Annotated in this window: 19 protein-coding genes and 1 tRNA gene; 10 read left to right on the top strand and 10 right to left on the bottom strand. The window is 66.5% G+C overall.

Going from position 1 to position 21,578, the window contains the following annotated elements:
- Positions 1-17 precede the first annotated feature (17 nt).
- From pal to queC, 4 genes are all read left to right on the top strand, one after another.
- Entirely contained in the window at positions 18-536 is a 519-nt protein-coding gene (gene pal, locus ACZK45_RS16575) for a peptidoglycan-associated lipoprotein Pal (protein WP_032128527.1), read from the top strand.
- 3 nt (positions 537-539) lie between these two features.
- Positions 540-1,358, top strand: a complete 819-nt coding sequence (gene ybgF / locus ACZK45_RS16570; protein WP_010481611.1) for a tol-pal system protein YbgF — start codon at positions 540-542, stop codon at positions 1,356-1,358.
- Between the two features lie 237 nt (positions 1,359-1,595).
- Positions 1,596-2,297 carry a 7-carboxy-7-deazaguanine synthase QueE gene (gene queE / locus ACZK45_RS16565; protein WP_478444935.1) on the top strand — a complete coding sequence of 234 codons (702 nt, stop codon included), beginning with the start codon at positions 1,596-1,598 and terminating at the stop codon, positions 2,295-2,297.
- Between the two features lie 78 nt (positions 2,298-2,375).
- Positions 2,376-3,041, top strand: coding sequence for a 7-cyano-7-deazaguanine synthase QueC (gene queC / locus ACZK45_RS16560; RefSeq protein WP_049422913.1), 666 nt, complete (start codon positions 2,376-2,378; stop codon positions 3,039-3,041).
- Between the two features lie 122 nt (positions 3,042-3,163).
- Here the strand turns inward: queC and ACZK45_RS16555 are convergent, their stop codons facing one another.
- Positions 3,164-4,120, bottom strand: a complete 957-nt coding sequence (locus ACZK45_RS16555) for a DUF2268 domain-containing putative Zn-dependent protease (RefSeq protein ID WP_346484981.1) — start codon at positions 4,118-4,120, stop codon at positions 3,164-3,166.
- A gap of 177 nt (positions 4,121-4,297) precedes the next feature.
- Here ACZK45_RS16555 and ACZK45_RS16550 point away from each other — a divergent pair.
- Positions 4,298-4,373, top strand: a tRNA-Lys gene (locus ACZK45_RS16550).
- A 75-nt stretch (positions 4,374-4,448) separates the two neighbouring features.
- On the opposite strand, the gene ACZK45_RS16545 is transcribed toward ACZK45_RS16550, so the two are convergent.
- Positions 4,449-4,766 carry a hypothetical protein gene (locus ACZK45_RS16545; protein ID WP_049463266.1) on the bottom strand — a complete coding sequence of 106 codons (318 nt, stop codon included), beginning with the start codon at positions 4,764-4,766 and terminating at the stop codon, positions 4,449-4,451.
- A gap of 650 nt (positions 4,767-5,416) precedes the next feature.
- Between ACZK45_RS16545 and ACZK45_RS16540 the strand changes: the two genes are divergently transcribed.
- Both ACZK45_RS16540 and ACZK45_RS16535 read left to right on the top strand, forming a co-directional pair.
- Positions 5,417-6,268: an alpha/beta hydrolase gene (locus tag ACZK45_RS16540; protein ID WP_293797874.1), complete on the top strand. Its 852-nt coding sequence runs from the start codon at positions 5,417-5,419 to the stop codon at positions 6,266-6,268.
- An 84-nt stretch (positions 6,269-6,352) separates the two neighbouring features.
- Positions 6,353-7,291 carry an alpha/beta hydrolase gene (locus ACZK45_RS16535; protein WP_478444934.1) on the top strand — a complete coding sequence of 313 codons (939 nt, stop codon included), beginning with the start codon at positions 6,353-6,355 and terminating at the stop codon, positions 7,289-7,291.
- Positions 7,292-7,398: 107 nt separating this feature from the next.
- On the opposite strand, the gene ACZK45_RS16530 is transcribed toward ACZK45_RS16535, so the two are convergent.
- Both ACZK45_RS16530 and ACZK45_RS16525 read right to left on the bottom strand, forming a co-directional pair.
- The gene (locus ACZK45_RS16530) at positions 7,399-7,824 is read right to left on the bottom strand and encodes a response regulator (RefSeq protein ID WP_049400506.1); all 426 of its coding nucleotides are present in this window, start codon (positions 7,822-7,824) and stop codon (positions 7,399-7,401) included.
- A gap of 94 nt (positions 7,825-7,918) precedes the next feature.
- Complete coding sequence (locus ACZK45_RS16525; RefSeq protein WP_478444933.1) at positions 7,919-8,686, bottom strand: CPBP family glutamic-type intramembrane protease; 768 nt, start codon at positions 8,684-8,686, stop codon at positions 7,919-7,921.
- Positions 8,687-8,835: 149 nt separating this feature from the next.
- Here ACZK45_RS16525 and ACZK45_RS16520 point away from each other — a divergent pair, with 149 nt between their 5' ends.
- Together ACZK45_RS16520 and ACZK45_RS16515 are read left to right on the top strand one after the other, a co-directional pair.
- On the top strand, positions 8,836-9,162 hold the full coding sequence (locus ACZK45_RS16520) for a TFIIB-type zinc ribbon-containing protein (protein ID WP_277778882.1): 327 nt from the start codon (positions 8,836-8,838) through the stop codon (positions 9,160-9,162).
- 473 nt (positions 9,163-9,635) lie between these two features.
- Complete coding sequence (locus ACZK45_RS16515) at positions 9,636-10,448, top strand: IS110 family transposase (RefSeq protein ID WP_478444792.1); 813 nt, start codon at positions 9,636-9,638, stop codon at positions 10,446-10,448.
- Positions 10,449-10,487: 39 nt separating this feature from the next.
- On the opposite strand, the gene ACZK45_RS16510 is transcribed toward ACZK45_RS16515, so the two are convergent.
- The 6 genes from ACZK45_RS16510 to ACZK45_RS16485 form a co-directional block, all read right to left on the bottom strand.
- Positions 10,488-11,000, bottom strand: a complete 513-nt coding sequence (locus ACZK45_RS16510; protein ID WP_032128517.1) for a GNAT family N-acetyltransferase — start codon at positions 10,998-11,000, stop codon at positions 10,488-10,490.
- A gap of 81 nt (positions 11,001-11,081) precedes the next feature.
- Positions 11,082-12,107: a copper resistance protein B gene (locus tag ACZK45_RS16505; protein WP_346487317.1), complete on the bottom strand. Its 1,026-nt coding sequence runs from the start codon at positions 12,105-12,107 to the stop codon at positions 11,082-11,084.
- Positions 12,104-13,915, bottom strand: coding sequence for a copper resistance system multicopper oxidase (locus ACZK45_RS16500; RefSeq protein WP_107431695.1), 1,812 nt, complete (start codon positions 13,913-13,915; stop codon positions 12,104-12,106). Before ACZK45_RS16500 ends, ACZK45_RS16505 begins: the two co-directional genes overlap by 4 nt.
- Positions 13,916-13,990: 75 nt before the next feature.
- A complete protein-coding gene (locus ACZK45_RS16495) occupies positions 13,991-14,374 on the bottom strand; it encodes a CopL family metal-binding regulatory protein (RefSeq protein WP_182266569.1) in 384 nt (127 codons plus the stop codon).
- 85 nt (positions 14,375-14,459) lie between these two features.
- Positions 14,460-16,265: a DNA helicase RecQ gene (gene recQ / locus ACZK45_RS16490; protein WP_049463264.1), complete on the bottom strand. Its 1,806-nt coding sequence runs from the start codon at positions 16,263-16,265 to the stop codon at positions 14,460-14,462.
- A gap of 546 nt (positions 16,266-16,811) precedes the next feature.
- Positions 16,812-17,360 (bottom strand): Dps family protein, encoded by a 549-nt coding sequence (locus ACZK45_RS16485; protein WP_125892792.1) that lies wholly within the window; start codon positions 17,358-17,360, stop codon positions 16,812-16,814.
- An 86-nt stretch (positions 17,361-17,446) separates the two neighbouring features.
- On the opposite strand from ACZK45_RS16485, the gene hrpA reads away from it, so the two are divergent.
- Positions 17,447-21,529: an ATP-dependent RNA helicase HrpA gene (hrpA, locus tag ACZK45_RS16480; RefSeq protein ID WP_478444932.1), complete on the top strand. Its 4,083-nt coding sequence runs from the start codon at positions 17,447-17,449 to the stop codon at positions 21,527-21,529.
- The last annotated feature ends 49 nt before the right edge of the window (positions 21,530-21,578 follow it).

The following is a 21,578-nucleotide window of genomic DNA, read 5'->3' as shown; positions in this document are numbered from 1 at the left end:
GCCACAAAGGTATCGCCATGAACAAGTCCACCCGCGTTCTGCTTGTTTCCCTGCTGTCTGTGGCCGTCCTGGCCGGTTGCTCGAAGAAGGTGAAGGAAGAGCCGGCAGCCCCGGTTGACACCGGCACCTCGACCACCACCCCGACCGCTCCGTCGACCTCCGGCCTGTACGGCCCGGGCGACCTGGACACCGACGCTTGCCTGCGCCAGCGCGTTGTCTACTTCGACCTGGACAAGGAAGACGTGAAGCCGGAATTCCAGGCCATCATGGCGTGCCACGCCAAGTACCTGCGTGACCGTCCGTCCTCGCGCATCACCCTGCAGGGCCACACCGACGAGCGCGGTTCGCGCGCGTACAACCAGGCCCTGGGCGAGCGTCGTGGCAACGGCGTCAACTCGGCCCTGCAGGCCAACGGTGGCTCGGCTTCGCAGCTGACCGTCGTGTCCTACGGTGAAGAGCGTCCGGTCTGCACCGAGTCGAACGAGTCCTGCTGGTCGCAGAACCGTCGCGTCGAAATCGTCTACACCGCGCAGTAATCCATGCGTATTGGCATCAAACTGATGCTGGTCGTTGCGGCAGCCCTCGTGGCTGCCGCACCGGCGCATGCACAGCGACAGAGCCTGGCCGACCGCGTTGGCGCGATCGAGCAGCAGATGTACAACAACAGTGCCAACCAGGACCTGTTGAACCAGATCAATCAGCTGCGGCAGCAGGTCACCAGCCTGCAGGCCTCGATCGAGCAGTTGCAGCACGACAACGCCCAGCTCAAGCAGTCCGCCCAGGACCAGTACCTGGATCTGGACAGCCGCCTGAACCGGTTGGAAGGGGGCAATGCCGCCCCGGCCCTGCCGCCCGTTCCGGCGAGCGCGCCGAAGGCCGCCCCGGCCCCGGCAAAACCCGCAGCGGCGGCCACTTCCGAGCGGCCGCCTTCCGTCCATGGTGATGCCGGCAGCCTTGCCGCCACCGGCGACGAGCGCACCTCCTACAACGTCGCCTTCGATTCGCTGAAGGCCGGCAAGTACGATGATTCGGCGCAGCTGTTCCTGAGCTTCCTGCAGCTGTACCCGAACGGCGTCTACGCGCCGAACGCGCTGTACTGGCTGGGCGAGAGCTACTACGCCACCCGCAATTTCCCGATGGCGGAGACCCAGTTCCGTGAACTGCTCTCGCGCTATCCGACCCACGACAAGGCCGCTGGCGGCCTGCTCAAGGTCGGCCTCTCGCAGTATGGCGAGGGCAAGGTCGACCAGGCCCAGCAGACGCTGGAGACCGTCGTGGCGCAGTACCCTGGCTCGGACGCCGCGCGCACCGCGCAGGACCGCCTGCAGTCGATCCGCCTCGGCAAGCAGATTCGCTGATCCGCTGACCGGGCGTACAATACGTGTCCTGTAGAGCCGAGCCCACGCTCGGCTGCTTTCGTTTCCGGACCGGCAAACCCGCCCGGATCCGGTAGAGCCGGGCCATGCCCGGCGGCTTGCATTACCGGCTGGGCCACACCCGACCGGCTGCAGTTGTAGAGCCGAGCCATGCTCGGCTGCTTTCGTTACCGGCCACGGTAGCCCACCCGCCACGTGTCCCACCAAGAAGTCCCCGCCATGACCGCCGTTACCCCGTCCAGCGCCGCCGCCACGCCCAGCGAGATCGTGCAGTCGCCGCTGCCACGCCTGAAGATCACCGAGATCTTCACCTCGCTGCAGGGCGAAGCCGATACCGCTGGCTGGCCGACCGTGTTCGTGCGCCTGACCGGCTGCCCGCTGCGTTGCCAGTACTGCGACACCGCCTATGCCTTCCATGGCGGCACCTGGTGGGACATCGACGACATCGTGGCCGAGGTGCTGGCCCAGGGCGTGCGCCACGTCTGCGTGACTGGTGGCGAGCCGCTGGCGCAGAAGCGCTGCCTGGTGCTGCTGCAGAAGCTGTGCGATGCCGGCATGGACGTCTCGCTGGAAACCTCCGGTGCGCTGGACGTCAGCGCTGTGGACCCCCGGGTATCGCGCGTGGTCGACATCAAGACCCCGGGTTCGGCCGAAGTGGCGCGCAACCGCTGGGACAACCTGCCGTTGCTGACCGCCCGCGACCAGATCAAGTTCGTCATCTGCAGCCGCGAGGATTACGACTGGGCCAAGTCCCAGTTGGCCGAGCACGATCTGGTGAAGCGTTGCACCGTGTTCTTCTCGCCGAGCAAGGGTGAGATCACCGCGCGCCAGCTGGCCGACTGGATCGTCGAGGACCGGCTGCCGGTGCGCTTCCAGATGCAGTTGCATAAAATCCTGTGGAACGATGAGCCGGGCCGATGAGCCCAGGCAGCGTTCCCTGATGTAGCTCCGGCGCGGGACAGCGTGCTGGCTTTCCCCTCCCAACCGGATGTTTTACCCATGAAGAAGGCAGTCGTGCTTCTCTCCGGCGGCATGGATTCAGCCGCCGTCATCGCCATGGCCCAGGAACAGGGCTTCGCCGTGCATGCCCTGAGCGTGCGCTACGGCCAGCGCCATACTTCCGAACTGGATGCCGCCGCCCGCGTGGCCAAGGCCCAGGGCGTTATCGCGCACAAGACCGTGGACGTGGACCTGCGCAGCATCGGCGGCTCGGCGTTGACCGACGACATCGACGTGCCCGAGGCCGGCGGTGCCGGCATTCCGGTCACCTACGTGCCGGCGCGCAACACCATCATGCTGTCGCTGGCGTTGGGCTGGGCCGAAGTGCTCGGCGCCAACGACATCTTCTGCGGCGTCAACGCCGTGGACTACTCCGGCTACCCGGACTGCCGTCCCGAGTTCGTGGCCGCGTTCCAGGCGCTGGCCAACCTGGCCACCAAGTCGGGCGTGGAAGGCGCGGGCATCAAGGTGCACGCACCGCTGCAGTTCCTCAGCAAGGGCCAGATCGTCAGCGAAGGCGTGCGCCTGGGCGTGGACTTCGGCCTGACCGTGTCCTGCTACAACGCCGACGCCAACGGCGCCGCCTGCGGCCACTGCGATGCCTGCCGCCTGCGCGCGCAGGGCTTCACCGAGGCCGGCGTAGCCGACCCGACGCTGTACGCCTGAAATACGGGTGCCGGGCATGGCCCGGCGCCGCCGGGGTCTGGAATCTGGTAGTGCCGGCCGCTGGCCGGCATTCCCGTGGGTGCCAACCTTGGTTGGCACTGTCCGCAGGGCATGGACCGGCGCTACCGCTGCCGCAACCACCCAGATGCTTCAATAAACGCCCGCACCGCCTTCGGATCGGCATAGTCCAGTTCGATCATCCGCGCGATCCCCGCCTTCTCATCAGCCTGTTGTCGCATGTACCCCTGCGCGATGCGATACCCGGCGTAATAGCCCACATCACTCACCCCGAACGGATTGCGGGCGCTGTTGTAGAGCCAGTTGTCGAGATTTTCCCCGTTCATCTCAGCAATGAAGCGCGTGCGGATTTCCGCTTCGTGTGTTGCGCCGTAGTTGTAGAAGGGTAATGCTGGCCGGCGCCCGCTCAGCCGCTCCGCCACATACTCGGCCACACCCTCGCGCACTGCATACTGGGCCAGGCTGCCGGTGGTCTCGCGCTGCTGGGTATGCACGTACTCGTGCAGGTTGTTCTGCGCGTTGTTCGCCCCCGGACGGCTGTCGTAGAAGATCCGCAGGCGGCTGCGCATCGGCTCCGGCAGCTCGCTCACGTCCACGCGCTCATCGCCCAGCGCCATCTCCGCTCCGATCAGCACCTTGTCACCCAGCGTCGTGCCGCCGGTACGCAGAACACCGACCGCATAGGTGATGTTGGCGGGGCGCAGGGCGGGGTAAAGCTCCCGGAACGCAGCCAGGTCCCGTTCCAGGGTGGTGCTGGCCTGCTGCGCGTTGGCGGTCAATGGCCGTACCGACGTCCAGAAGCGCGGCCACGTACGCATGGCCGTGGCGTATTCGCGAGCGGTGTAGTTGCGCACCTGCATCAGCGCATGCAGGCCGGGGCTGCCTGGATCGATGTAGCGCTCCTGCACCAGTGCGACCTGGCGTTCAACGTCGGGCTCGGTGCGCACGGCGTCATAGGTAGCCCAGAAGCGGCCGATATCATCAGTGACGACCTGGGGCGGGGCGGCCAGTGTTGCGCAGGGCAGCAGCAGGGCGGCAATGAGGCAGAAGGGCAGGCGCATCCGTGGCTCCGGGGAAGGATCACAGATGGGATGCGACGGAGGCCCGGAAGGTTTAAGCGGGCTCACCGGATCGGGTAGTGCCGGCCGCTGGCCGGCAACCTCATGCACCAGGGTTTCACCCGGCCCGGCAAAGTAGGGTAGAATGCCCACCCCGCCGAAAGGCTGGGGCAGTGCAATGGGCCGTTAGCTCAGTCGGTAGAGCAGAAGACTTTTAATCTTTTGGTCGAAGGTTCGAATCCTTCACGGCCCACCATTGCATCCAATGACCCAGGTCATTCAGAAAGGCACCGCAATGCGGTGCCTTTTTTGTGGCGCTCGTCCAGGGCAACTACTTCGTCCGCGCATTCTTCGCTTTAGCCGCCGCCGCGTCGGCAGCCTCCTGTGCGGCCGTTGCTGCCGCATTCGCAGAACGTGCCGCCTCCGCTCTTGCCGCCTCGAAATAGGTGAGCCGCTGCAGACTGGTTCTGCGTTCCAGTTCCATTGCTGCGGCGAAGCTCTCCGGATGCTTTGCAGCACAGGCCTCCTGCACCAGTTGCACGGCACGATCAGACAGCCCGGGCTGGATGTTGCCGAGCAGGCAGTCGGCATACGGTACGGGCGCGGCCGGGCTGGCGGCCAGCGCGGCGATGAGTACGGCACTCAACATGCAAACCTCCTTGTAGGTTTCGAAGGGACTGGCGACCAGCCCGTCCCAAGTATGGACCGGTTCTGGGTAAAGCGGCGGGTACGCCGGCCGGATATCCCGGCACACCCGTTCCGCCAGCCTGCGGCAGGCGAAGAACAACCCATCGCCCCCCCTTCATCCAGATGGCAGTCGGGCATGGCCATCGACCGGCAGCGCTCAGCGGCGTGCAGCATTTCCGCCACGGTCAGCATGCCAACGGCTGCACGCTTCGCGCGTGCCATCGCGTGTTCCCGCCCGGGCGGCAGATCGGTTTCCGGCCAGGGCAGGCCGTCGGCGCCGTCGCCATCGCGGATGCGCTTGAGGCATCCCCAGAATGCGCATCCACGCATGGCGTGGATCTACTTTCGCCTGAGAACAATCGCTGCGATGACGGCTGCGATGCCGAGCGGGATCAGGACGACCGCCAGAAGAATGATCCAGTGCCAAATGCTGAAGCCCCCCATGTCCCAACTCCTTGTAGGAAACGACGAATGCTAGCAAACGCGATCGCAGTCATTTCCCGATACAGTTCAAGCATCGCGCAGCGCCGTAGCATACGTACAGGCTTGCCGAATCGGCCGACGCCTTGGCCTTGGCGTTATGCTCGGCACTTTCCCAGGATGGGCCGCTCCATGCGCTTGATCGTGCTGTCGCTGTTGTTGTCCGCTGTCTCCGCCGCGCCGTTGATGGCCGCCGAGCCGGCGCCGTCCGCACAGGCCGCTGCCGCGACCCCGCTGGTCATCGGCGAGACCTTTACCATCGAGTCGAAGGCGCTGGGCGAAACCCGCCGCATCAATGTCTACCGCCCGCAGCCGTGGGGGCTGGACCCGAAGGCACCATTGCCGGTGCTGTACATGGCCGATGGCGGCATCGGCGAGGACTTCCTGCATGTGGCCGGGCTGGTGCAGGTGCTGAGCGGCAACGGCAGCATGCGTCCGTTCCTGCTGGTAGGCATCGAGAACACCGAACGCCGCCGCGACATGACGGGCCCCAGCAGCGACCCGCAGGACCAGAAGATCGCGCCCCGCATCGGCGGTTCAGCGGCCTACCGCAGCTTCCTGCGCGATGAACTGATGCCGCAGGTGCGCCAGCGTTACCCGACTACCGACGAGCGTGCGCTGATCGGCGAGTCGTTGGCCGGCTTGTTCGTGGTCGAGACGCTGCTGCAGGAGCCGACACTGTTCAACAGCTACATCGCGCTGGACCCCAGCCTGTGGTGGAACCGGGGCACGATGTTGGCCGCTGCGGCCAAGCAGTTGCCGGCGGTGACGCGTGCGCAGCCGCGCGTGTTCCTGGCCAGCAGTGGGCAGCCGGAGCTGGCTGCGTCCGCCGCGCAGTTGGCCACGCTGCTGCAGCAGGCGTCGCCGTCGCCGCTGGTGAAGTACCTGCCACTGCCGGAGGAAACCCACGCGACGATCTATCATCCGGCCGCCTTGCAGGCACTGCGCACGCTGTTCCCGGCGCCGCCGCAGGCCTCGCCCTGATCCGGCGTGGCACTGCACCGCATGACGTGTGAGGATGCGGTAGCGGCGCCACCCGGGTGCGTCGCCCGCAACGGGAGAGCGTGGATGCAGCGTGTGCGTGGATGGAGTGTGGCGGCCTGCCTGTCCGTGAGTGGCTGTGCGATGTCGGTGGCGCCGCCGGCAGCGCAGAGTGAAGTGAAGGAGAGCGCGGCAGCCGCTGCGCCAAGCGTGGTGCTGCCGGTTACGGAAGCGTTGCGCATACATGACCCCGTGGGGCGCGACTACCCGATCTGGGTGGCGCTGCCGGCCGACTATGCGGCGCATCCGGAAAAGCACTATCCGGTGCTGTACGTGACCGATGCGCTGTACAGCTTCCCGCTGGTGCGCAGCGTGCGCAATCTGGTGGGGCAGCAGGGCGTCAACATCGAGAATTTCATCCTGGTCGGTTTGCCGCCGCAGGAAGGCCTGACTTCAAAGCAGAGCCGCTCGCGCGACTACACGCCCAGCAATCCGGCGCGCACGGTCGATGGCTATTACAGTGATGACGTCACCTACGGCGGTGCCGCGCACTACCGTGATTTCCTGGCGACACAGGTGCTGCCGATGGTCGATGCGCGTTATCGCACCGATCCCGCCCGGCGCGTGTTCGCCGGTCATTCCTATGGCGCGCTGTTCGGTACCTACGTGCTGACCACCCAGCCGGACCTGTTCAGTACCTACATCCTGTCCAGTCCTTCGTTGTGGTTCGACCAGCTTCTGCTGCCGCGCATGCAGGATGCCGCAGTCATCCCGACGCAGCCTACGCGCGTGCTGCTGTCGGTGGGCAGTTACGAGACGGACAAGCCAGGGCCGCGTTATTCCACCGGCAACGACATGCTGAAGCAGACCGCGGACTTCACTGCCCAGCTGAAGCGCACGGGTCGCAAGTTGAAGGTGGACAACGTGGTGATTGAAGGCGAGGACCATCTCACGGTCTACCCGCGGGTGATCACTCGTGCACTGCTGGAGGTGATGCCGGGTGAAGGGCCGTACACCGGCGGTTGATGGAGGGCTGCATCCACGCATTGCGTGGATCTACCGGTGGTGTTGACGTGGATCCATGCCGAAGAGAAACGGAATCAGTAGATCCACGCCAGGCGTGGATGATTGCCTCAGGCCGCGCTGGCCTGCGGCGGCGGTATCAACGTGGCATCCGCTGCGTGCCGGAAGCACAGCCGGATGGCATCGAGCAGCTCGCTCATGCTGTAAGGCTTGGGCAGGAAGTGGATGCCGGCGCGCAGCTGCGGCAGCACGCGGTGCTGGTCCATGCCGGAGGTGACCAGGATCGGCAGCTGCGGCAGGTGCTCGCGCACGCGGTTGGCGGTTTCGATGCCGCTGATGCCGCCCAGGCAGACGTCGGTGAACAGCAGGTCGAACGGTTCACCGGCGTTGAGCAGGCCCAGCGCGGCCTCGGCGCTGCTGACAGCGGTGACCTGGCAGGCCTGGCTTTCCAGGGCGAGGCGACTGAGTTCCTGGGTTTCCTCGGCGTCCTCGATCAGCAGGACGCGCGGTTCCACAAAGCGCTTGGACAGCAACATGACGCGGCAACTCCGGACAACAGGGGGAGCGAAAGGCGCGCAAGTATGCGCAAGCCGGTAGTGAGCCCGGCGTGCACGGCAAGCTAAGTGGGCGTTACAGCTGTCCGCGCCGTTGGCGGCGCACGTGCCAGGCCAGCATCGCCACCGCCAGCAGCGCGGTGCCGATGCGCAGGCTGGTGGCCTGCCAGCCGAGCGCGACGGCGTCGTCAAGGCTGAACACATTCCAGACCAGGTTCATCGAAACATGCAGGACCAGGCCGCACCACAGGGTGTCGCCGTCGAGGTGGTCAAGCCAGGCGAAGATGAAGCCGCCCACGGCGATCACTGCGCCGACGAACAGCGCGATGCCGCCACCGTCGAACCCACCGAAGCCCAGCCAGTGCACCATGCCGAACAGCAGCGCCTGCGGCAGCGCGAGCAGCGGCCACGGACCACGCACGATCTTCACCAGCAGCACGAAGCCCAGGCCGCGGAACAGCACTTCCTCGGCCAGTGGGAACAGCACGGCCAGCATCGTGGCGTCCAGCGCGGTCAGCGCGGTGTTCGGGGTGCCGAGCATCGCCAGGCCCAGCCAGCACGGCAGGCTGGCCAGCAACACCCACATAGGGCCGCCCCAACCATTCCCGCGCAGCCCGAGGCTGCCCAGCAGGCCCATGCCACGGGGCCGCAGCAGCGTGGCCAGCAGTAGTGCCACCAGCACCGCCAGCGCGTTGTCCAGCAGGCTGCCGCCGTAGGGTATGGGCAGGGCGGGAATCGGAGTCCCTGCGGCCGCAGCGATATCGCGCAGATTCAGGCCCAGGCCAACGCCCAGCAGGACCAGCAGCAGGCGCGCGGCGGTGGGCAGGCGGGACAACGCGGTCATGTACGCACTCCCTGCGGAACAGGGGCCCAGTGTGTGCGACTGCCGCCGCATCGGCACGCGTCGGAAGTCCCTGTGCCATCGGTCATGCGTTGCCGCACAGTCATCACCGCACAGGTACAGTCGATGCAGGACCGCCAGGAGCAATGCCGATGCTGTGCCCCGTGTGCAAGACCCAGACCCTGCAGATGGCCGAACGCCATGGCATCGAGATCGACTATTGCCCCGGCTGCCGGGGCGTGTGGCTGGATCGTGGTGAACTGGACAAGATCATCGAGCGTGCCGGTGCCGGTGCCGGTGCCGGTGCCGGTGCGGCCGTGCCGCCGCCCGCGCCTGTACAGCAGCATCCGGCATCCTCTCCGCCGCCGGTGATGCACCGTGATACCCGCCACTTGGGCCAGCGCTACGAGGACAATCGGGGCCACGGATACAAGAAAAAGAAGAAGGACAGCTTCCTGTCGGAACTGTTCGACTTCTAGGCGCTTCGCGCTTTGTAGAGTCGAGCCATGCTCGACTGGCTGTTGCCGCCAAGAGTCGAACATGGCTCGACTCTACAGGTTAGGTGCAGTCGAGCATGGCTTGTATGTTCCTCCCGGCTCCTACGAGGTATGTAGGAGCCAGGGTGGAGGGACCGTCAAGCATGCATCTGCGGATACTAGCCGACAGACGAGTCGAGCGATCCCCATCCCGCACACGAACGTCGATAAAGGATCGTACGGCACCCAAAGGGGATCGTCGATGTAGGCAAGCTAACGTCGGTGCGGTACCACCCCAGCCCCTTAAAGATAGCTGGGAGCCGTACAAATGTCTGATTCTCTCGATATTGGCGTGGACGTGGACTCCAAGGAGTTCGTACCGGCAGTGGCCGACCGCAAGGCCGACGACAGGATCGCCAACACCCGGGCCGATAGCCCAGTGGCTCAACACCTTGCCCCAGCGATGCCGGATTGGCATGGAGGCGACGGGGCGGTACTACGAGTTGTTGGCTCGGATGGCTGGCCAGGCAGGCCACGTTGTCTATGTGATCAATCCACGTCTGATCAAGCACTACGGCCGGGCGACGGGCTCGCGTGGCAAGACGGACGCCATGGACGCCGAAGCGATCGCCCGGTACGTGAAGAAGGAGAACGATCGCCTGCGTGAATACGTACCGCGTACCGATGAGCAGCAGCAGATGCACGATTTGCTGCGCAAGCGGCAGACGCTGGTAAAGACACGCGCGCGCCTGGAGCAATCCTTCGGGGTAAGCAAAAGTGCCCCCGGGGAGCTGTCAGATCTGTTCTGCGCTCTGGCTGGGACGCTGTCCGAGCTGGAAAGCGAACTGCAGCGCTTGGGGCGCGATGGAGAGCATGGCACGCTCTACAAGCGCCTGTTGACCATCCCTGGTATCGGCCCCGCCGTCGCCGCTCACCTGATTTACTACATGACGCGCTGGCCGTTGGCCAACGCCAACGCGTGGATCGCCTGCACGGGCCTGGATCCCCGGCCCAACGAGTCTGGCGGCAGAACGGGACGGCGTCGGCTGTCCAAACAGGGCGCGCCAGTGCTGCGCCAGATGCTCTACATGGCCGCCATGGGGCTCAAGCGGTGTCGTCGGGGGCAACCGCTCTACGACGAGCTGTCAAAACGCGGTCACCCCAGCACCGCCGTCTTCAACATTCTGGCAAGGAAACTAGCCAAGATCGCCTGGGGCGTGTTCAAGAGCGGCCGGGACTTCGATCCGGCCATGCTGAAGGTGGGTCAAGCCTGCTTCCAGCAGGCTTGACCGCGAACATAGGATCTCGACTCTACATGGAGCGCGTGATCACGGCCGCCGCAGGATGAACTCGCGGTCGTGGGTGTCGCCGACGATGAAGTCGTACTCGCCAACCTTGCTGCAGCCGTAACGCGCATAGAAGCGCTGTGCGCCGAAATTCTCTTCCCACACGCCCACCCACAGGGTGCGGCGCTGCGGCTGGTCCAGCCAGGCCATGAACGCGTCCATCATGCGTGCACCATGGCCGCCGTTCTGGTGTGCGGCCAGGATGTAGAACCGCTTCAGTTCGATGTCGCCGTCGCGTGCATCCGTGTGCGGCAGGGTGTTGGCACCGGCGGCCAGATAGCCGACCACGGCGTCACCGTCCATCAACAGCCAGATGGCACTGCGTGGATCGGACAGTTCGATGCGCTGCGGCTCGCTGCTGTAGTGCGCCTGCAGGAAATCGTGCAGCTCCTGCGGCGGATAGGAATCGCCCCAGGTTTCGTTGTAGGTGGCAATCGCGATGGCCGACAGCGCGTCGACGTCGGCAAGGGTGGCGCGGCGGATCTGCAACGACATAGCGGTGCCTGCATTGGAACGTGGCGCAGTGTAGCCGGCCCCGGCGGCTGCCGGGGCTGGCCATTGCTCACGAACTGCTGCTCAGAACCACATGCGCACGCCGGCCACCCAGCGTGTGTCGCGTGCGTGGTCACCGGCGTAGTCGGCGGTGTCACCAAACGTGCGTTCGTGGCTGATGCCGATGTAGGGCGCGAAGCGGCGGCTGAACTCATAGCGCAGTCGCAGCCCGGCTTCGACCTTGTTCAGGCCACGGCCGATGCCGTACTCCTTTTCGTCCTTGGCCGCGACGGTGGCTTCCAGCAGCGGCTGCAGAATCAGGCGGTTGGTCAGCAGCACGTCGTACTCGACCTCGGCCTTGGCCAGCACCTGGCCGCCGGAGCCCATGTACAGCGTGGCCGAGCTCTCGAACTTGTACGGCGCCAGGCCCTGGATGCCGACGGCCGCCCATGTGCGCGAGTCGGCCGGGCGGAAGTCCTGGCGCACGCCGACCAGCACGTCCCACCACGGCGACACGCTGCGGCCATAAAGCGCTTCCAGCGACGACGACTCGGTGCGGCCACGGCTGCGTTCGCCATCGGTGCGCAGCCACAGGCGGTTGATGTTGCCGCCGATCCAACCGGTCGCTTCCCAGGCCTGACCATTGCTGCTCTTGCCATCCCAATGTTCCAGACGGTCGATCAGCAGCAGGCTGTTGATCTCTGGCGCATGTTCCATCGCACCGTGGGCGATGGGCGGGAAGGCCGCGGCGCGGTCGGCATCGGTCGGCACCGGGATGGGTTCGCGCGGTTCGGTCGGTGCAGGCGATCCGTGGCCCATCGCGGCGTGGTCCATCGTGGAATGATCCATCGTGGAATGGTCCATCGTCGCCGGCTGCCTCGCGCCATGATCCATCTTCGAGTGATCCATGGCTGAGTGGTCCATCGCGCCCGAATCCATCTTCGAATGATCCATCTTCGAATGATCGACAGGTTCGACCGGCGTCTTCGCGGTTTTCGCGGGCGGATCCATCGCGGCCATGTCATGACCAGCGTGCGACTGCGCGAACACCGGCAATGCAGCGGCCAGGCCCAGGGCCAGCAGGCTGGGGGAAAGCAGTGAGCGGCTCATTCTTCGATCCTCACTTCGCGCATCATGCCCGCTTCCATGTGGTACAGCAGATGGCAGTGGTAGGCCCAGCGGCCGAGTGCATCGGCGCGCACGCGATAGCTGCGGCGGGTGCCCGGCGGCATGTCGATGGTGTGCTTGCGCAGCTGGAACTCGCCCTGTGCGTTTTCCAGATCGCTCCACACGCCGTGCAGATGGATCGGGTGCTGCATCATGGTGTCGTTGACCAGCACGATGCGCATGCGCTCGCCGTAGTTCAGCCGCAGTGGTTCGGCGCTGGCGAATGGGATGCCATCGAACGACCAGGAGAACTTCTCCATGTGTCCGGTCAGGTGCAGCTCGATCTCGCGGTTCGGCTCGCGGCCATCCGGGTCTTCGAACAGGCTGCGCATCGCACCGTAGGTCAGCACCTGGCGGCCGTTATCGCGCAGGCCGATGCCGGGGTCGTCCAGCTTCGGTTCGGAGGCCGAGCTCTGCATGTCCACCAGCGGGTTGTTGCGTTCGCTGGCAGGGTGCTTCGGTGCCTTGCTGGCGGCATCGCCGCCGCCGTGCGCGCCGTGGCCCATGCTGGCGCCGCAGCCGCCTTCCATGCTCTTCATCGCGGCCATGTCGTGACCGCCGTGGCCACCACTGCCCATGTCGTGACCCATGTCGCTCATCGTCAGCAACGGACGTGGGTCGCGCGCGGGAATCGGTGCCTGCAGGCCATGGCGAACCGCCAGTGTTCCGGCGGCGTAGCCGGTGCGGCCCATGTCCTGGCAGAAGATGGTGAAGGCGTCCTGGCCGCTCGGTTCGACGATCACATCGTAGGTTTCGGCCGGGGCGATGCGGAACTCATCGATGCTCACCGGGTGGATGTACTGGCCGTCGGCAGCGACCACGGTCATCTTCAGGCCAGGAATGCGTACGTCGAAGTAGGTCATCGACCCGCCATTGATGAAGCGCAGCAGCACCTTCTCGCCGCTGCGGAACAGGCCGGTCCAGTTGCCGGCCGGGGCGGTGCCGTTCATCAGGTAGGTATAGGTGTGCGCGTTGATGTCGGAGATATCGGTGGGCGTCATCCGCATCCGGCCCCACATGCCACGGTCGGACAGCGCCGCCGACCAGCCGTCGCGTTTCGCGTCGCGCAGGAAGTCGGGCAGGGTGCGCTTGTAGTAGTTGTCGTGCTCGGCCAGCTTCTTCATGCGGCGGAACAGCGCGCCCGGGTCCATGTCGGTCCAGTCCGACAGCATGATCACGTGCTCGCGGTCGTGGTGGTACGGCGCCGGTTCGGCCGGGTCGATGATCAGCGCGCCGTACAGACCAGCCTGCTCCTGGAACATGGAGTGGCTGTGGTACCAGTAGGTGCCCGACTGCTTCAGCTCGAAGTGGTAGTGGTAGGTCTCGCCGGGGCCGATGCCGTTGAAGCTCAGGCCGGGCACGCCGTCCATGTTGGCGGGCAGCAGGATGCCGTGCCAGTGGATCGAGGTCGGGTGGCGTTCCAGCGTGTTGCGCACGAACAGGTCGACGGTCTGGCCTTCGCGCCAGCGCAGGATCGGTGCCGGCAGCGAGCCGTTGACGGTGATCGCCGGGCGGGTGCGGCCGGTGAAATTGGCGAGCGATTCGCCGATGGCCAGTTCGATGCGGGTGTCGCTGAGCACGGCGGGGGCGCCGGCCAGCCGTGGTGCGGCCGTGGCGGCGGCGAGCGCGCGCTGCGGCACGCCGACAGCGGCGATGCCGGCAACCACGCCGCCGGCGGCCAGGCCCTGCACGAACAGGCGGCGCGACGGCATGGGCACAGCGCCCGGACCGGGGGGAATGCGGGTATTCATGGTGGTGACTCCAGACACGTAAAGACGCCGGCAGGCGGCCGGCTGCGGTGCGCAGGGCGCACGGTGCGTGTGGAATCAGCCGATGGGAGGACGCGAAATCGGCGGCAGTGGCGGCGCCGGACGGCCAGTGGCCGGCATCGGCTGCGGGGCCAGCGACAGCGCCGGGCCGGCCATGACCGGCAACGGCAGCACTACCAGCAGCGGGTGCTGGGCACAGCTGCGCACGCAGTCCTTGATCTGGCAATGAGCGTCATGGGCGGGGGCCTTGGCCTGCGGAGCCTCGTCGGCCTGCATGCCGGCGTGGTGGTGGCAGTCGGCGGTGCCGCCATCAACGGCAGCGGCTGCGGCGTGGGCCATCCGGCCCATTTCCTCGTGACCGCTGGCCATGGCCGCGTTCAGCCCGTTGAGCAACAGGCTGAGCATGAGCACGACACGGAGCAGGGTCGAGGCCAGGGACATGACGCTAATCTAGCTGCAAGCGGGCGCGGATGCACTTCCGGCTGAATGGCCGGTTCAAGGTTGGAGCAGCACCAATGTAGAGCCGCTACCCTTCTTCGCGCACGATCTCGACCAGGCGCGGGCCGTAACGGCTCAGCTTGGTGCCGCCGATGCCGCCGACCCGGGCCAGTTCGTCCAGGCTGGTCGGGCGCTGTTCGGCGATGTTGCGCAGAGTGCTGTCGTGGAAGATCACGAAGGCCGGCACGTTCTGTTCGCGGGCCAGTTCGGCACGCAGGCCGCGCAGCGCGTTGAACAGCGCCAGATCCTGCGGCAGCACCGACAGGCCGGTGCGCTGCGCGCTGCGCTCGCGCCCGCTGGTGCTGCTGGCCGGGTCGCGGCGCATGCTGATCTGGCGGCGGCCGGTCAGCACGTCGCGGCTTGCATCGGTCAGGCGCAGGCCACCGTGGCCCTCGCTGTCCACTTCCAGCAGGCTGGCGGCGACCAGCTGGCGGAACACGCTGCGCCAGGTGCGCGCGTCGAGGTCGCGGCCGATCGCGTAGGTGCTGAGCTTGTCGTGGCCCTGCTGCTTCACCTTTTCGTTCTCGCTGCCGCGCAGGACATCGATCAGGTGGCCGACGCCGAAACGCTGGCCGCTGCGATAGACACAGCTCAGCGCCTTCTGCGCCGGGATGGTCGCGTCCCAGGAGGCGGGCGGTGTCAGGCAGTTGTCGCAGTTGCCGCAGGGCTGGGGATAGGTCTCGCCGAAACCGGCCAGCAGCACCTGGCGGCGGCACTGCATCGACTCGCAGTAGCCCAGCAGGTGGTCCAGCTTGGACCGCTCCAGCTGCTTGCGCTCTTCGCCGGCTTCGGACTGCTCGATCATCTGCTTGAGCAGCACCACGTCACCCAGGCCGTAGCACAGCCAGGCCTCGGCGGCCTCGCCATCACGGCCGGCGCGGCCGGTTTCCTGGTAGTAGCCTTCCATCGACTTGGGCAGGTCGGTATGCGCGACGAAGCGCACGTCCGGCTTGTCGATGCCCATGCCGAAGGCGATGGTGGCGCACATCACGATACCGTCCTCGCGCAGGAAGCGGCGCTGGTTGCTGGCGCGTACTTCCGGTGGCAGGCCGGCATGGTAGGGCAGGGCGTTGAAGCCCTGGCCGCAGAGGAATTCGGCGGTCTCTTCGACCTTGCGCCGCGACATGCAGTAGACGATGCCGGCCTCGCCGCGGTGGCCGCGCAGGAAATCGGTCAGCTGCTTGCGGGCGTTGTCCTTCTGCACCACGGTGTAGCGGATGTTGGGGCGATCGAAGGAGCTGACGAAGTGGCGTGCTTCCTGCAGATCGAGGCGCTCGGCGATCTCGCGCTGGGTCGGCGGATCGGCGGTGGCGGTGAGCGCGATCCGCGGGATCTGTGGCCAACGCTCGTGCAGCACGGTCAGCTGGCGGTACTCGGGGCGGAAATCATGGCCCCACTGCGACACGCAGTGTGCTTCGTCGATGGCGAACAGGGCGATCTGGCTGCGCGACAGCAGTGACAGGAAGCGGCCGGTCAGCAGCCGCTCGGGAGCGACATAGAGCATGTCCAGCTCGCCGGCGAGCAGTTCGCGCTCGACGCGCCCGGCGGTCTCGGCATCCAGGGTGGAATTCAGGTACTCGGCACGCACGCCGAGCTGGCGCAGGGCTTCGACCTGATCCTGCATCAGCGCGATCAGCGGCGAGATGACGATGCCACAACCGTCACGCAGCAGGGCCGGCACCTGGTAGCAGAGCGACTTGCCGCCGCCGGTGGGCATCAGCACCAGGGCATCATGACCGGCAGCCACATGCTCCACGATGTCCTGCTGGGGACCACGGAAATCGTCGTAACCAAAGACGCGTTGGAGCAGGTCGTGCGCGGGACGGGAAGCCATCCGGCTAGTTTACCCCGGCGGGGGTTCGGCAGGGCTGCGCCCTGCACCTGCAGAAGCCTTCAAGCCAGAGCAACGTCAAAGGCAACAGCCGGCTCTGGGGTGATCCGTGGGTTGGCGGGGCGGTGTGGGATTGCGGGGACGCCGCAAGTACGTCCGTGTAGGCTTGGCAGCCGCATCCATGCGGCTGACACCCCGCAATCCGACACCGCCCCGCCCTCGACAGGTTCACGCGGCTGTTGGTAGGTGTCGACCTTGGTCGACACATCTGTCAGATATCGAGTGAATTCATCCGTGTCGACCAAGGTCGACACCTACCAGAGCGGACGCTGTCCCGGCAGATCGCGAAAAACTGTCGAAGGCGGGGTGGGTCCGGTGGCAGGGGTGTCCGCGGCATGGATGCCGCGGCCAAGCCCCCATGGACGGGTTTACGGCGTCCCCTGCCACCGGACCCACCCCGCCTACCCACAGGAAACCAGCTTTTGACGTTGATGTTGACGTTGATTCGGCGGGTGCAGGGCTGCAAGCCCTGCCGACCCCCCTCAACCCTTACTGCAGCAGCGAGCGCAGCATCCAGGCGTACTTCTCGTGGGTCTGCAGGCGCTGGGTCATCAGATCCTCGGTCGGGGCGTCTTCACCCTTGGCCGCCACGTCCAGCACTTCACGTGCCGTACGGCAGACCGCTTCGTTGGCGACCACCAACTGGCGTACCATTTCACGCCAGTCCGCACTGTCGGTCAGGCCCGGTTCCTCGGCGATCGAGGTCAGCGCAGCGAATTCCCGGTAGGAGCCCGGGGCATTGAAGCCCAGCGCGCGGATGCGCTCGGCCACGTCGTCCAGTGCCGCCCACTGCTCGGTGTACTGCGTCTCGAACATGGTGTGCAGCGAGTTGAACATCGACCCGGTCACGTTCCAGTGGAAGTTGTGCGTTTTCAGGTAGAGCGTGAACGCATCGGCCTGGAAGCGCGACAGACCGTCGGCGATCTTCTTGCGGTCGCCCTGGGTGATCCCGATATCGATGTTCGGCGCCGACGGTGCCGCCGCTGCAAGCTTCTGCTTGCCGGTCTTGGCCTTGGTCGTGCTCTTGGTCTTCGCCATGGGGTTCCTCCTTGTGGAATCGTTGGCCTTCACAATAAACCGGTCGTGATGACTGGTCGCTTTCAAAGTTTTGAACGAACCGATTGATGAACTCTATCGATAAAAATCCATCGCCCCGCCTGCGCCAACAGCGCGCCGCCATCGACGGCGCCATGAGCCGCGACCGGGGCCGTTTGCTGGGGATGCTCTCGCGATGCCAGGCCAAGCCACAGGATGCGGCATTGGCCGCCACTTTCGAGCAGGCCTTGCAGGCGTCGGTGCAGCGCCGGATGACACGGGCGCAGCAGCAGCCGTCCATTACTCTGGACCCGCAGCTGCCGATTGCGCGTGAAGCCGACGCCATCATCGGGCTGATCCGCGACCACCAGGTCGTGGTGATCGCTGGTGAAACCGGCTCGGGCAAGACCACCCAGCTGCCGAAACTGTGCCTGGCCGCAGGCCGTGGCCAGGCCGGCATGATCGGCTGCACCCAGCCGCGACGGATTGCTGCACGTGCGGTGGCCAGCCGCGTGGCGCAGGAACTGCAGAGCGAACTGGGCCAGCTGGTCGGCTACCAGGTGCGCTTCAACGACAAGGTCAGCGAAGACAGCCGCATCAAGTTCATGACCGACGGCATCCTGCTGGCGGAAATCGCCAGTGACCGCTGGTTGTCGAACTACGACACGATCATCGTCGACGAGGCGCACGAACGCAGCCTCAACATCGACTTCCTGCTGGGCTACCTGAAGCAGCTGCTGCGCAAGCGCCCGGACCTGAAGCTGATCGTCACTTCGGCCACCATCGACACCGAACGCTTCGCCCAGCATTTCGACAATGCGCCGGTGATCAGCGTCGAAGGCCGCACCTACCCGGTGGAAGTGCGCTATCGCGCGCTGGAAGGCGAGGGCGAAGACCAGGGCGAACGCACCGTCAACGACGCCATCGTGTCGGCCATCGACGAGATCACCCGCCTGGATGCGCGCGGCGACGTGCTGATCTTCCTGCCCGGCGAACGCGAGATCCGCGATGCGCACCAGTCGCTGGAACGCCGCAAGTACCGCAATACCGAGGTGCTGCCGCTGTACGCGCGCCTGTCCAACCAGGACCAGGACCGGGTGTTCAACCCCGGGTCGAACCGGCGCATCGTGCTGGCCACCAACGTGGCGGAAACCTCGCTGACGGTGCCGCGCATCCGCTACGTGGTCGATCCGGGCTTTGCCCGCGTCAAGCGCTACAGCCCGCGCAACAAGCTGGACCGCCTGCACATCGAGCCGATCTCGCAGGCCAGCGCCAACCAGCGGAAGGGCCGCTGCGGCCGTATCGCCGAGGGCATCTGCTACCGCCTGTATGCCGAGGCCGATTTCCAGGCGCGGCCCGAGTTCACCGATCCGGAAATCCGCCGCTCCAGCCTGGCCGGGGTGATCCTGCGCATGCTGCAGCTGGGCCTGGGCCGCATCGAAGAGTTCCCGTTCTTGGAAGCGCCGGACGAGCGTGCGGTGGCCGATGGCTGGCAGCAGCTGACCGAACTGGGCGCGATCGACGCCGAGCGGCGCATGACCACCATCGGCAAGCAGATGGCACGCCTGCCGGTGGACGTGAAGCTGGCGCGCATGCTGGTGGCCGCGCAGGCTGCCGGCTGCCTGCGGCCGATGCTGGTGATCGCCTCGTTCCTGGGCATCCAGGACCCGCGCGAACGCCCGCCGGAAGCGCGTGGCGCGGCCGACAGCGCGCATGCGCAGTTCGCCGATGGGCGGTCAGAGTTTGTCGGAGTGCTGCGCCTGTGGGATGCCTATCGGCAGGCCCATGAAGACCTGACCCAGTCCAAGCTGCGTGACTGGTGCGGCCGCCACTTCCTTGGCTTCCTGCGCATGCGCGAGTGGCGCGAGCTGCATCGCCAACTGCGCCTGCTGTGCGAGGAACTGGGCTGGAAGGAAGAAGCCAACGAGGCCTCGATGGCACCGCTGCTGGCCGGCAGCAGTGCACCGGCTCCGGCGCGCGATGACGCCGCTGCAGTGAAGGCCACCCGTGGCCAGCTGCACCGTGCCGCGCGCCTGGCCCGCGAAGGCAAGGCCGAGGCGGCCCCGGCGCCAGTGCCCGTGCGTGCGCAGAAGGAACAGGCACCGGTGGGCGGCGGTTTCAGCGAACGCGTGCGTGCCGCTGCGTACCAGACCCTGCATCGGGCGCTGGTGGCGGGCCTGCCGACGCAGATCGGCCACCGCACCGAGAAGGGTGACTTCCAGGCGCCGCGCCAGCGCCGCTTCCTGCCGTTCCCGGGCTCGGCGCTGTCCAAGCGTCCGCCGCCGTGGCTGCTGGTGGCCAATCTGCTGGATACGCAGAAGGTGTGGGGCATGACCCTGGCGGCGATCGAGCCGGACTGGGTCATCGCCGAGCTGCCGCACCTGCTGCTGCGCAAGCACTTCGACCCGCACTGGTCGCGCGCGCAGGGCCAGGTGCTGGCCTCCGAGCAGATCAGCCTGTTCGGCCTGGTGCTGGCGCCGAAGAAGCCGGTGCACTACGCCCGCATCGCGCCGGGCGAGGCACATGACATCTTCGTGCGCCAGGCGCTGGTGACCGGCGAGATCAACACCCGCGCCAGCTTCGTGGCCGACAACCAGAAAGTGCTGGAGGTCGCCCGCGAAGAAGAAGCCAAGCTGCGCCGCGCCGGCATCGTCGCCGACGAGGACTGGCAGGCGCGCTGGTACCTGGACAGGGTGCCGCCGCAGATCCATTCGGCCGCGGGGCTGGATACCTGGTGGAAGGGGCTGGCGCCGGAACAGCGCAAGACCCTGCACTGGTCGCTGGTCGATCTGTTGCCGGGTGAGGGCAGCGAACAGGAGCGTTACCCGAAGTACCTGCCGCTGGGCCAGGCGCGCCTGCCACTGCATTACCGCTTCGAACCGGGTGCCGACGACGATGGCGTGACCCTGGACGTACCGCTGCACCTGCTCAACGCACTGGACCCGGTGCAACTGGGCTGGCTGGCGCCGGGTTTCGTCGCCGACAAGGCCTCGGCACTGATCCGCAGCCTGCCCAAGGCGATGCGCCGCAACTACGTGCCGGCACCGGACTTCGGCCGCGCGTTCTACGAGGCGTTCCCGCAGCCCAGCGCCGATGCCATTACCGGCGAACTGGCGCGCTTCCTGTCACGTGCGACCGGCGCAACGGTGACCGCGCTCGATTTCGAGCCTGGTTCGATCGAACCGCACCTGCACATGAACCTGCGGCTGCGCGACGAGCAGGGCAAGGTGCTGGCGACCTCGCGCGATCTGGACGCACTGCGCGCGAAATTCGGTGGTCGTGCCGGCGATGCGTTCGCTGCACGCGCTGGGCGCGAGATGGCCGCCGATGGCCTGCGCACGTTCCCGGCCACGCCGATTCCGCTGCAGGTACCCGGTGAAGCGGGCGTGCCGGCCTATCCGGCGCTGCTGGACGAGGGCGACAGCGTGGCGCTGCGCATCTTCGCCGATCGCCAGCAGGCGCAGGAGGCCCATCCGCTGGGCGTGCGCCGGCTGCTGGAGATTGCCCTGGCCGAGAAGGTGAAGCAGGCGCGCAAGCAGCTGCCGGTCGGTGCCAAGACCGGCCTGTTGTATGCGGCGATCGAGTCGCAGGAGCGCCTGCGTGGTGACCTGGTCGATGCGGCGATGAACGCGGTACTGGCCGAGGGGCTGGAAGACATCCGCGATGCGGCAGCCTTCGAGCAGCGTCGTGAGCATGCGGCCAAGGCGCTGTTCGGCGAGGCCATGTCGCGGCTGAAGCTGGCCGAAACCATCCTGGCGCTGGTGGCGGAACTGAAGCCGATGCTGGAAGCACCGTTGATGGGTTGGGCGCGCGGCAATCTGGACGACATGGAAGCGCAGCTTGTCGGGCTGATCCATCCCGGCTTCCTGCGTGACACGCCGGCCGACGCGCTGGCGCAGTACCCGCGCTATCTGAAGGCGATGATCCTGCGTACCGAGCGTGCCAAGCGTGATCCGCCACGTGACCAGGCACGCATGCTGGAACTGCATCCGTTCCTGGAGGCGTTGGCAGCGGGGGAGCAGCAGGGACTGCGCGAACGCCCGCAATGGCAGGCGCTGCGCTGGGATCTGGAAGAGCTGCGGGTGTCACTGTTCGCGCAGGAGCTGGGTGCGCGCACCGGCATCTCGGCGAAGAAGCTGGCGCAGCGGGTGACCGCATTGCGCCAGGCGTGACGTCGTTGCTGCAGAGCCGAGCCCACGCTCGGCTCTGCAGCAACGTCAC

The organism is Stenotrophomonas sp. 63632_Sma (genome assembly GCF_056482875.1).
This window is presented reverse-complemented; position numbering and strand designations above follow the sequence as displayed.

Excerpts from the sequence above, each read along its gene's own strand:
- pal (WP_032128527.1), top strand. The coding sequence starts at position 18 with ATGAACAAGTCCACCCGCGTTCTGCTTGTTTCCCTGCTGTCTGTGGCC.
- ybgF (WP_010481611.1), top strand. The coding sequence starts at position 540 with ATGCGTATTGGCATCAAACTGATGCTGGTCGTTGCGGCAGCCCTCGTG.
- queE (WP_478444935.1), top strand. The coding sequence starts at position 1,596 with ATGACCGCCGTTACCCCGTCCAGCGCCGCCGCCACGCCCAGCGAGATC.
- queC (WP_049422913.1), top strand. The coding sequence starts at position 2,376 with ATGAAGAAGGCAGTCGTGCTTCTCTCCGGCGGCATGGATTCAGCCGCC.
- ACZK45_RS16555 (WP_346484981.1), bottom strand. The coding sequence starts at position 4,120 with ATGCGCCTGCCCTTCTGCCTCATTGCCGCCCTGCTGCTGCCCTGCGCA.
- ACZK45_RS16545 (WP_049463266.1), bottom strand. The coding sequence starts at position 4,766 with ATGTTGAGTGCCGTACTCATCGCCGCGCTGGCCGCCAGCCCGGCCGCG.
- ACZK45_RS16540 (WP_293797874.1), top strand. The coding sequence starts at position 5,417 with ATGCGCTTGATCGTGCTGTCGCTGTTGTTGTCCGCTGTCTCCGCCGCG.
- ACZK45_RS16535 (WP_478444934.1), top strand. The coding sequence starts at position 6,353 with ATGCAGCGTGTGCGTGGATGGAGTGTGGCGGCCTGCCTGTCCGTGAGT.
- ACZK45_RS16530 (WP_049400506.1), bottom strand. The coding sequence starts at position 7,824 with ATGTTGCTGTCCAAGCGCTTTGTGGAACCGCGCGTCCTGCTGATCGAG.
- ACZK45_RS16525 (WP_478444933.1), bottom strand. The coding sequence starts at position 8,686 with ATGACCGCGTTGTCCCGCCTGCCCACCGCCGCGCGCCTGCTGCTGGTC.
- ACZK45_RS16520 (WP_277778882.1), top strand. The coding sequence starts at position 8,836 with ATGCTGTGCCCCGTGTGCAAGACCCAGACCCTGCAGATGGCCGAACGC.
- ACZK45_RS16515 (WP_478444792.1), top strand. The coding sequence starts at position 9,636 with ATGGAGGCGACGGGGCGGTACTACGAGTTGTTGGCTCGGATGGCTGGC.
- ACZK45_RS16510 (WP_032128517.1), bottom strand. The coding sequence starts at position 11,000 with ATGTCGTTGCAGATCCGCCGCGCCACCCTTGCCGACGTCGACGCGCTG.
- ACZK45_RS16505 (WP_346487317.1), bottom strand. The coding sequence starts at position 12,107 with ATGAGCCGCTCACTGCTTTCCCCCAGCCTGCTGGCCCTGGGCCTGGCC.
- ACZK45_RS16500 (WP_107431695.1), bottom strand. The coding sequence starts at position 13,915 with ATGAATACCCGCATTCCCCCCGGTCCGGGCGCTGTGCCCATGCCGTCG.
- ACZK45_RS16495 (WP_182266569.1), bottom strand. The coding sequence starts at position 14,374 with ATGTCCCTGGCCTCGACCCTGCTCCGTGTCGTGCTCATGCTCAGCCTG.
- recQ (WP_049463264.1), bottom strand. The coding sequence starts at position 16,265 with ATGGCTTCCCGTCCCGCGCACGACCTGCTCCAACGCGTCTTTGGTTAC.
- ACZK45_RS16485 (WP_125892792.1), bottom strand. The coding sequence starts at position 17,360 with ATGGCGAAGACCAAGAGCACGACCAAGGCCAAGACCGGCAAGCAGAAG.
- hrpA (WP_478444932.1), top strand. The coding sequence starts at position 17,447 with ATGAACTCTATCGATAAAAATCCATCGCCCCGCCTGCGCCAACAGCGC.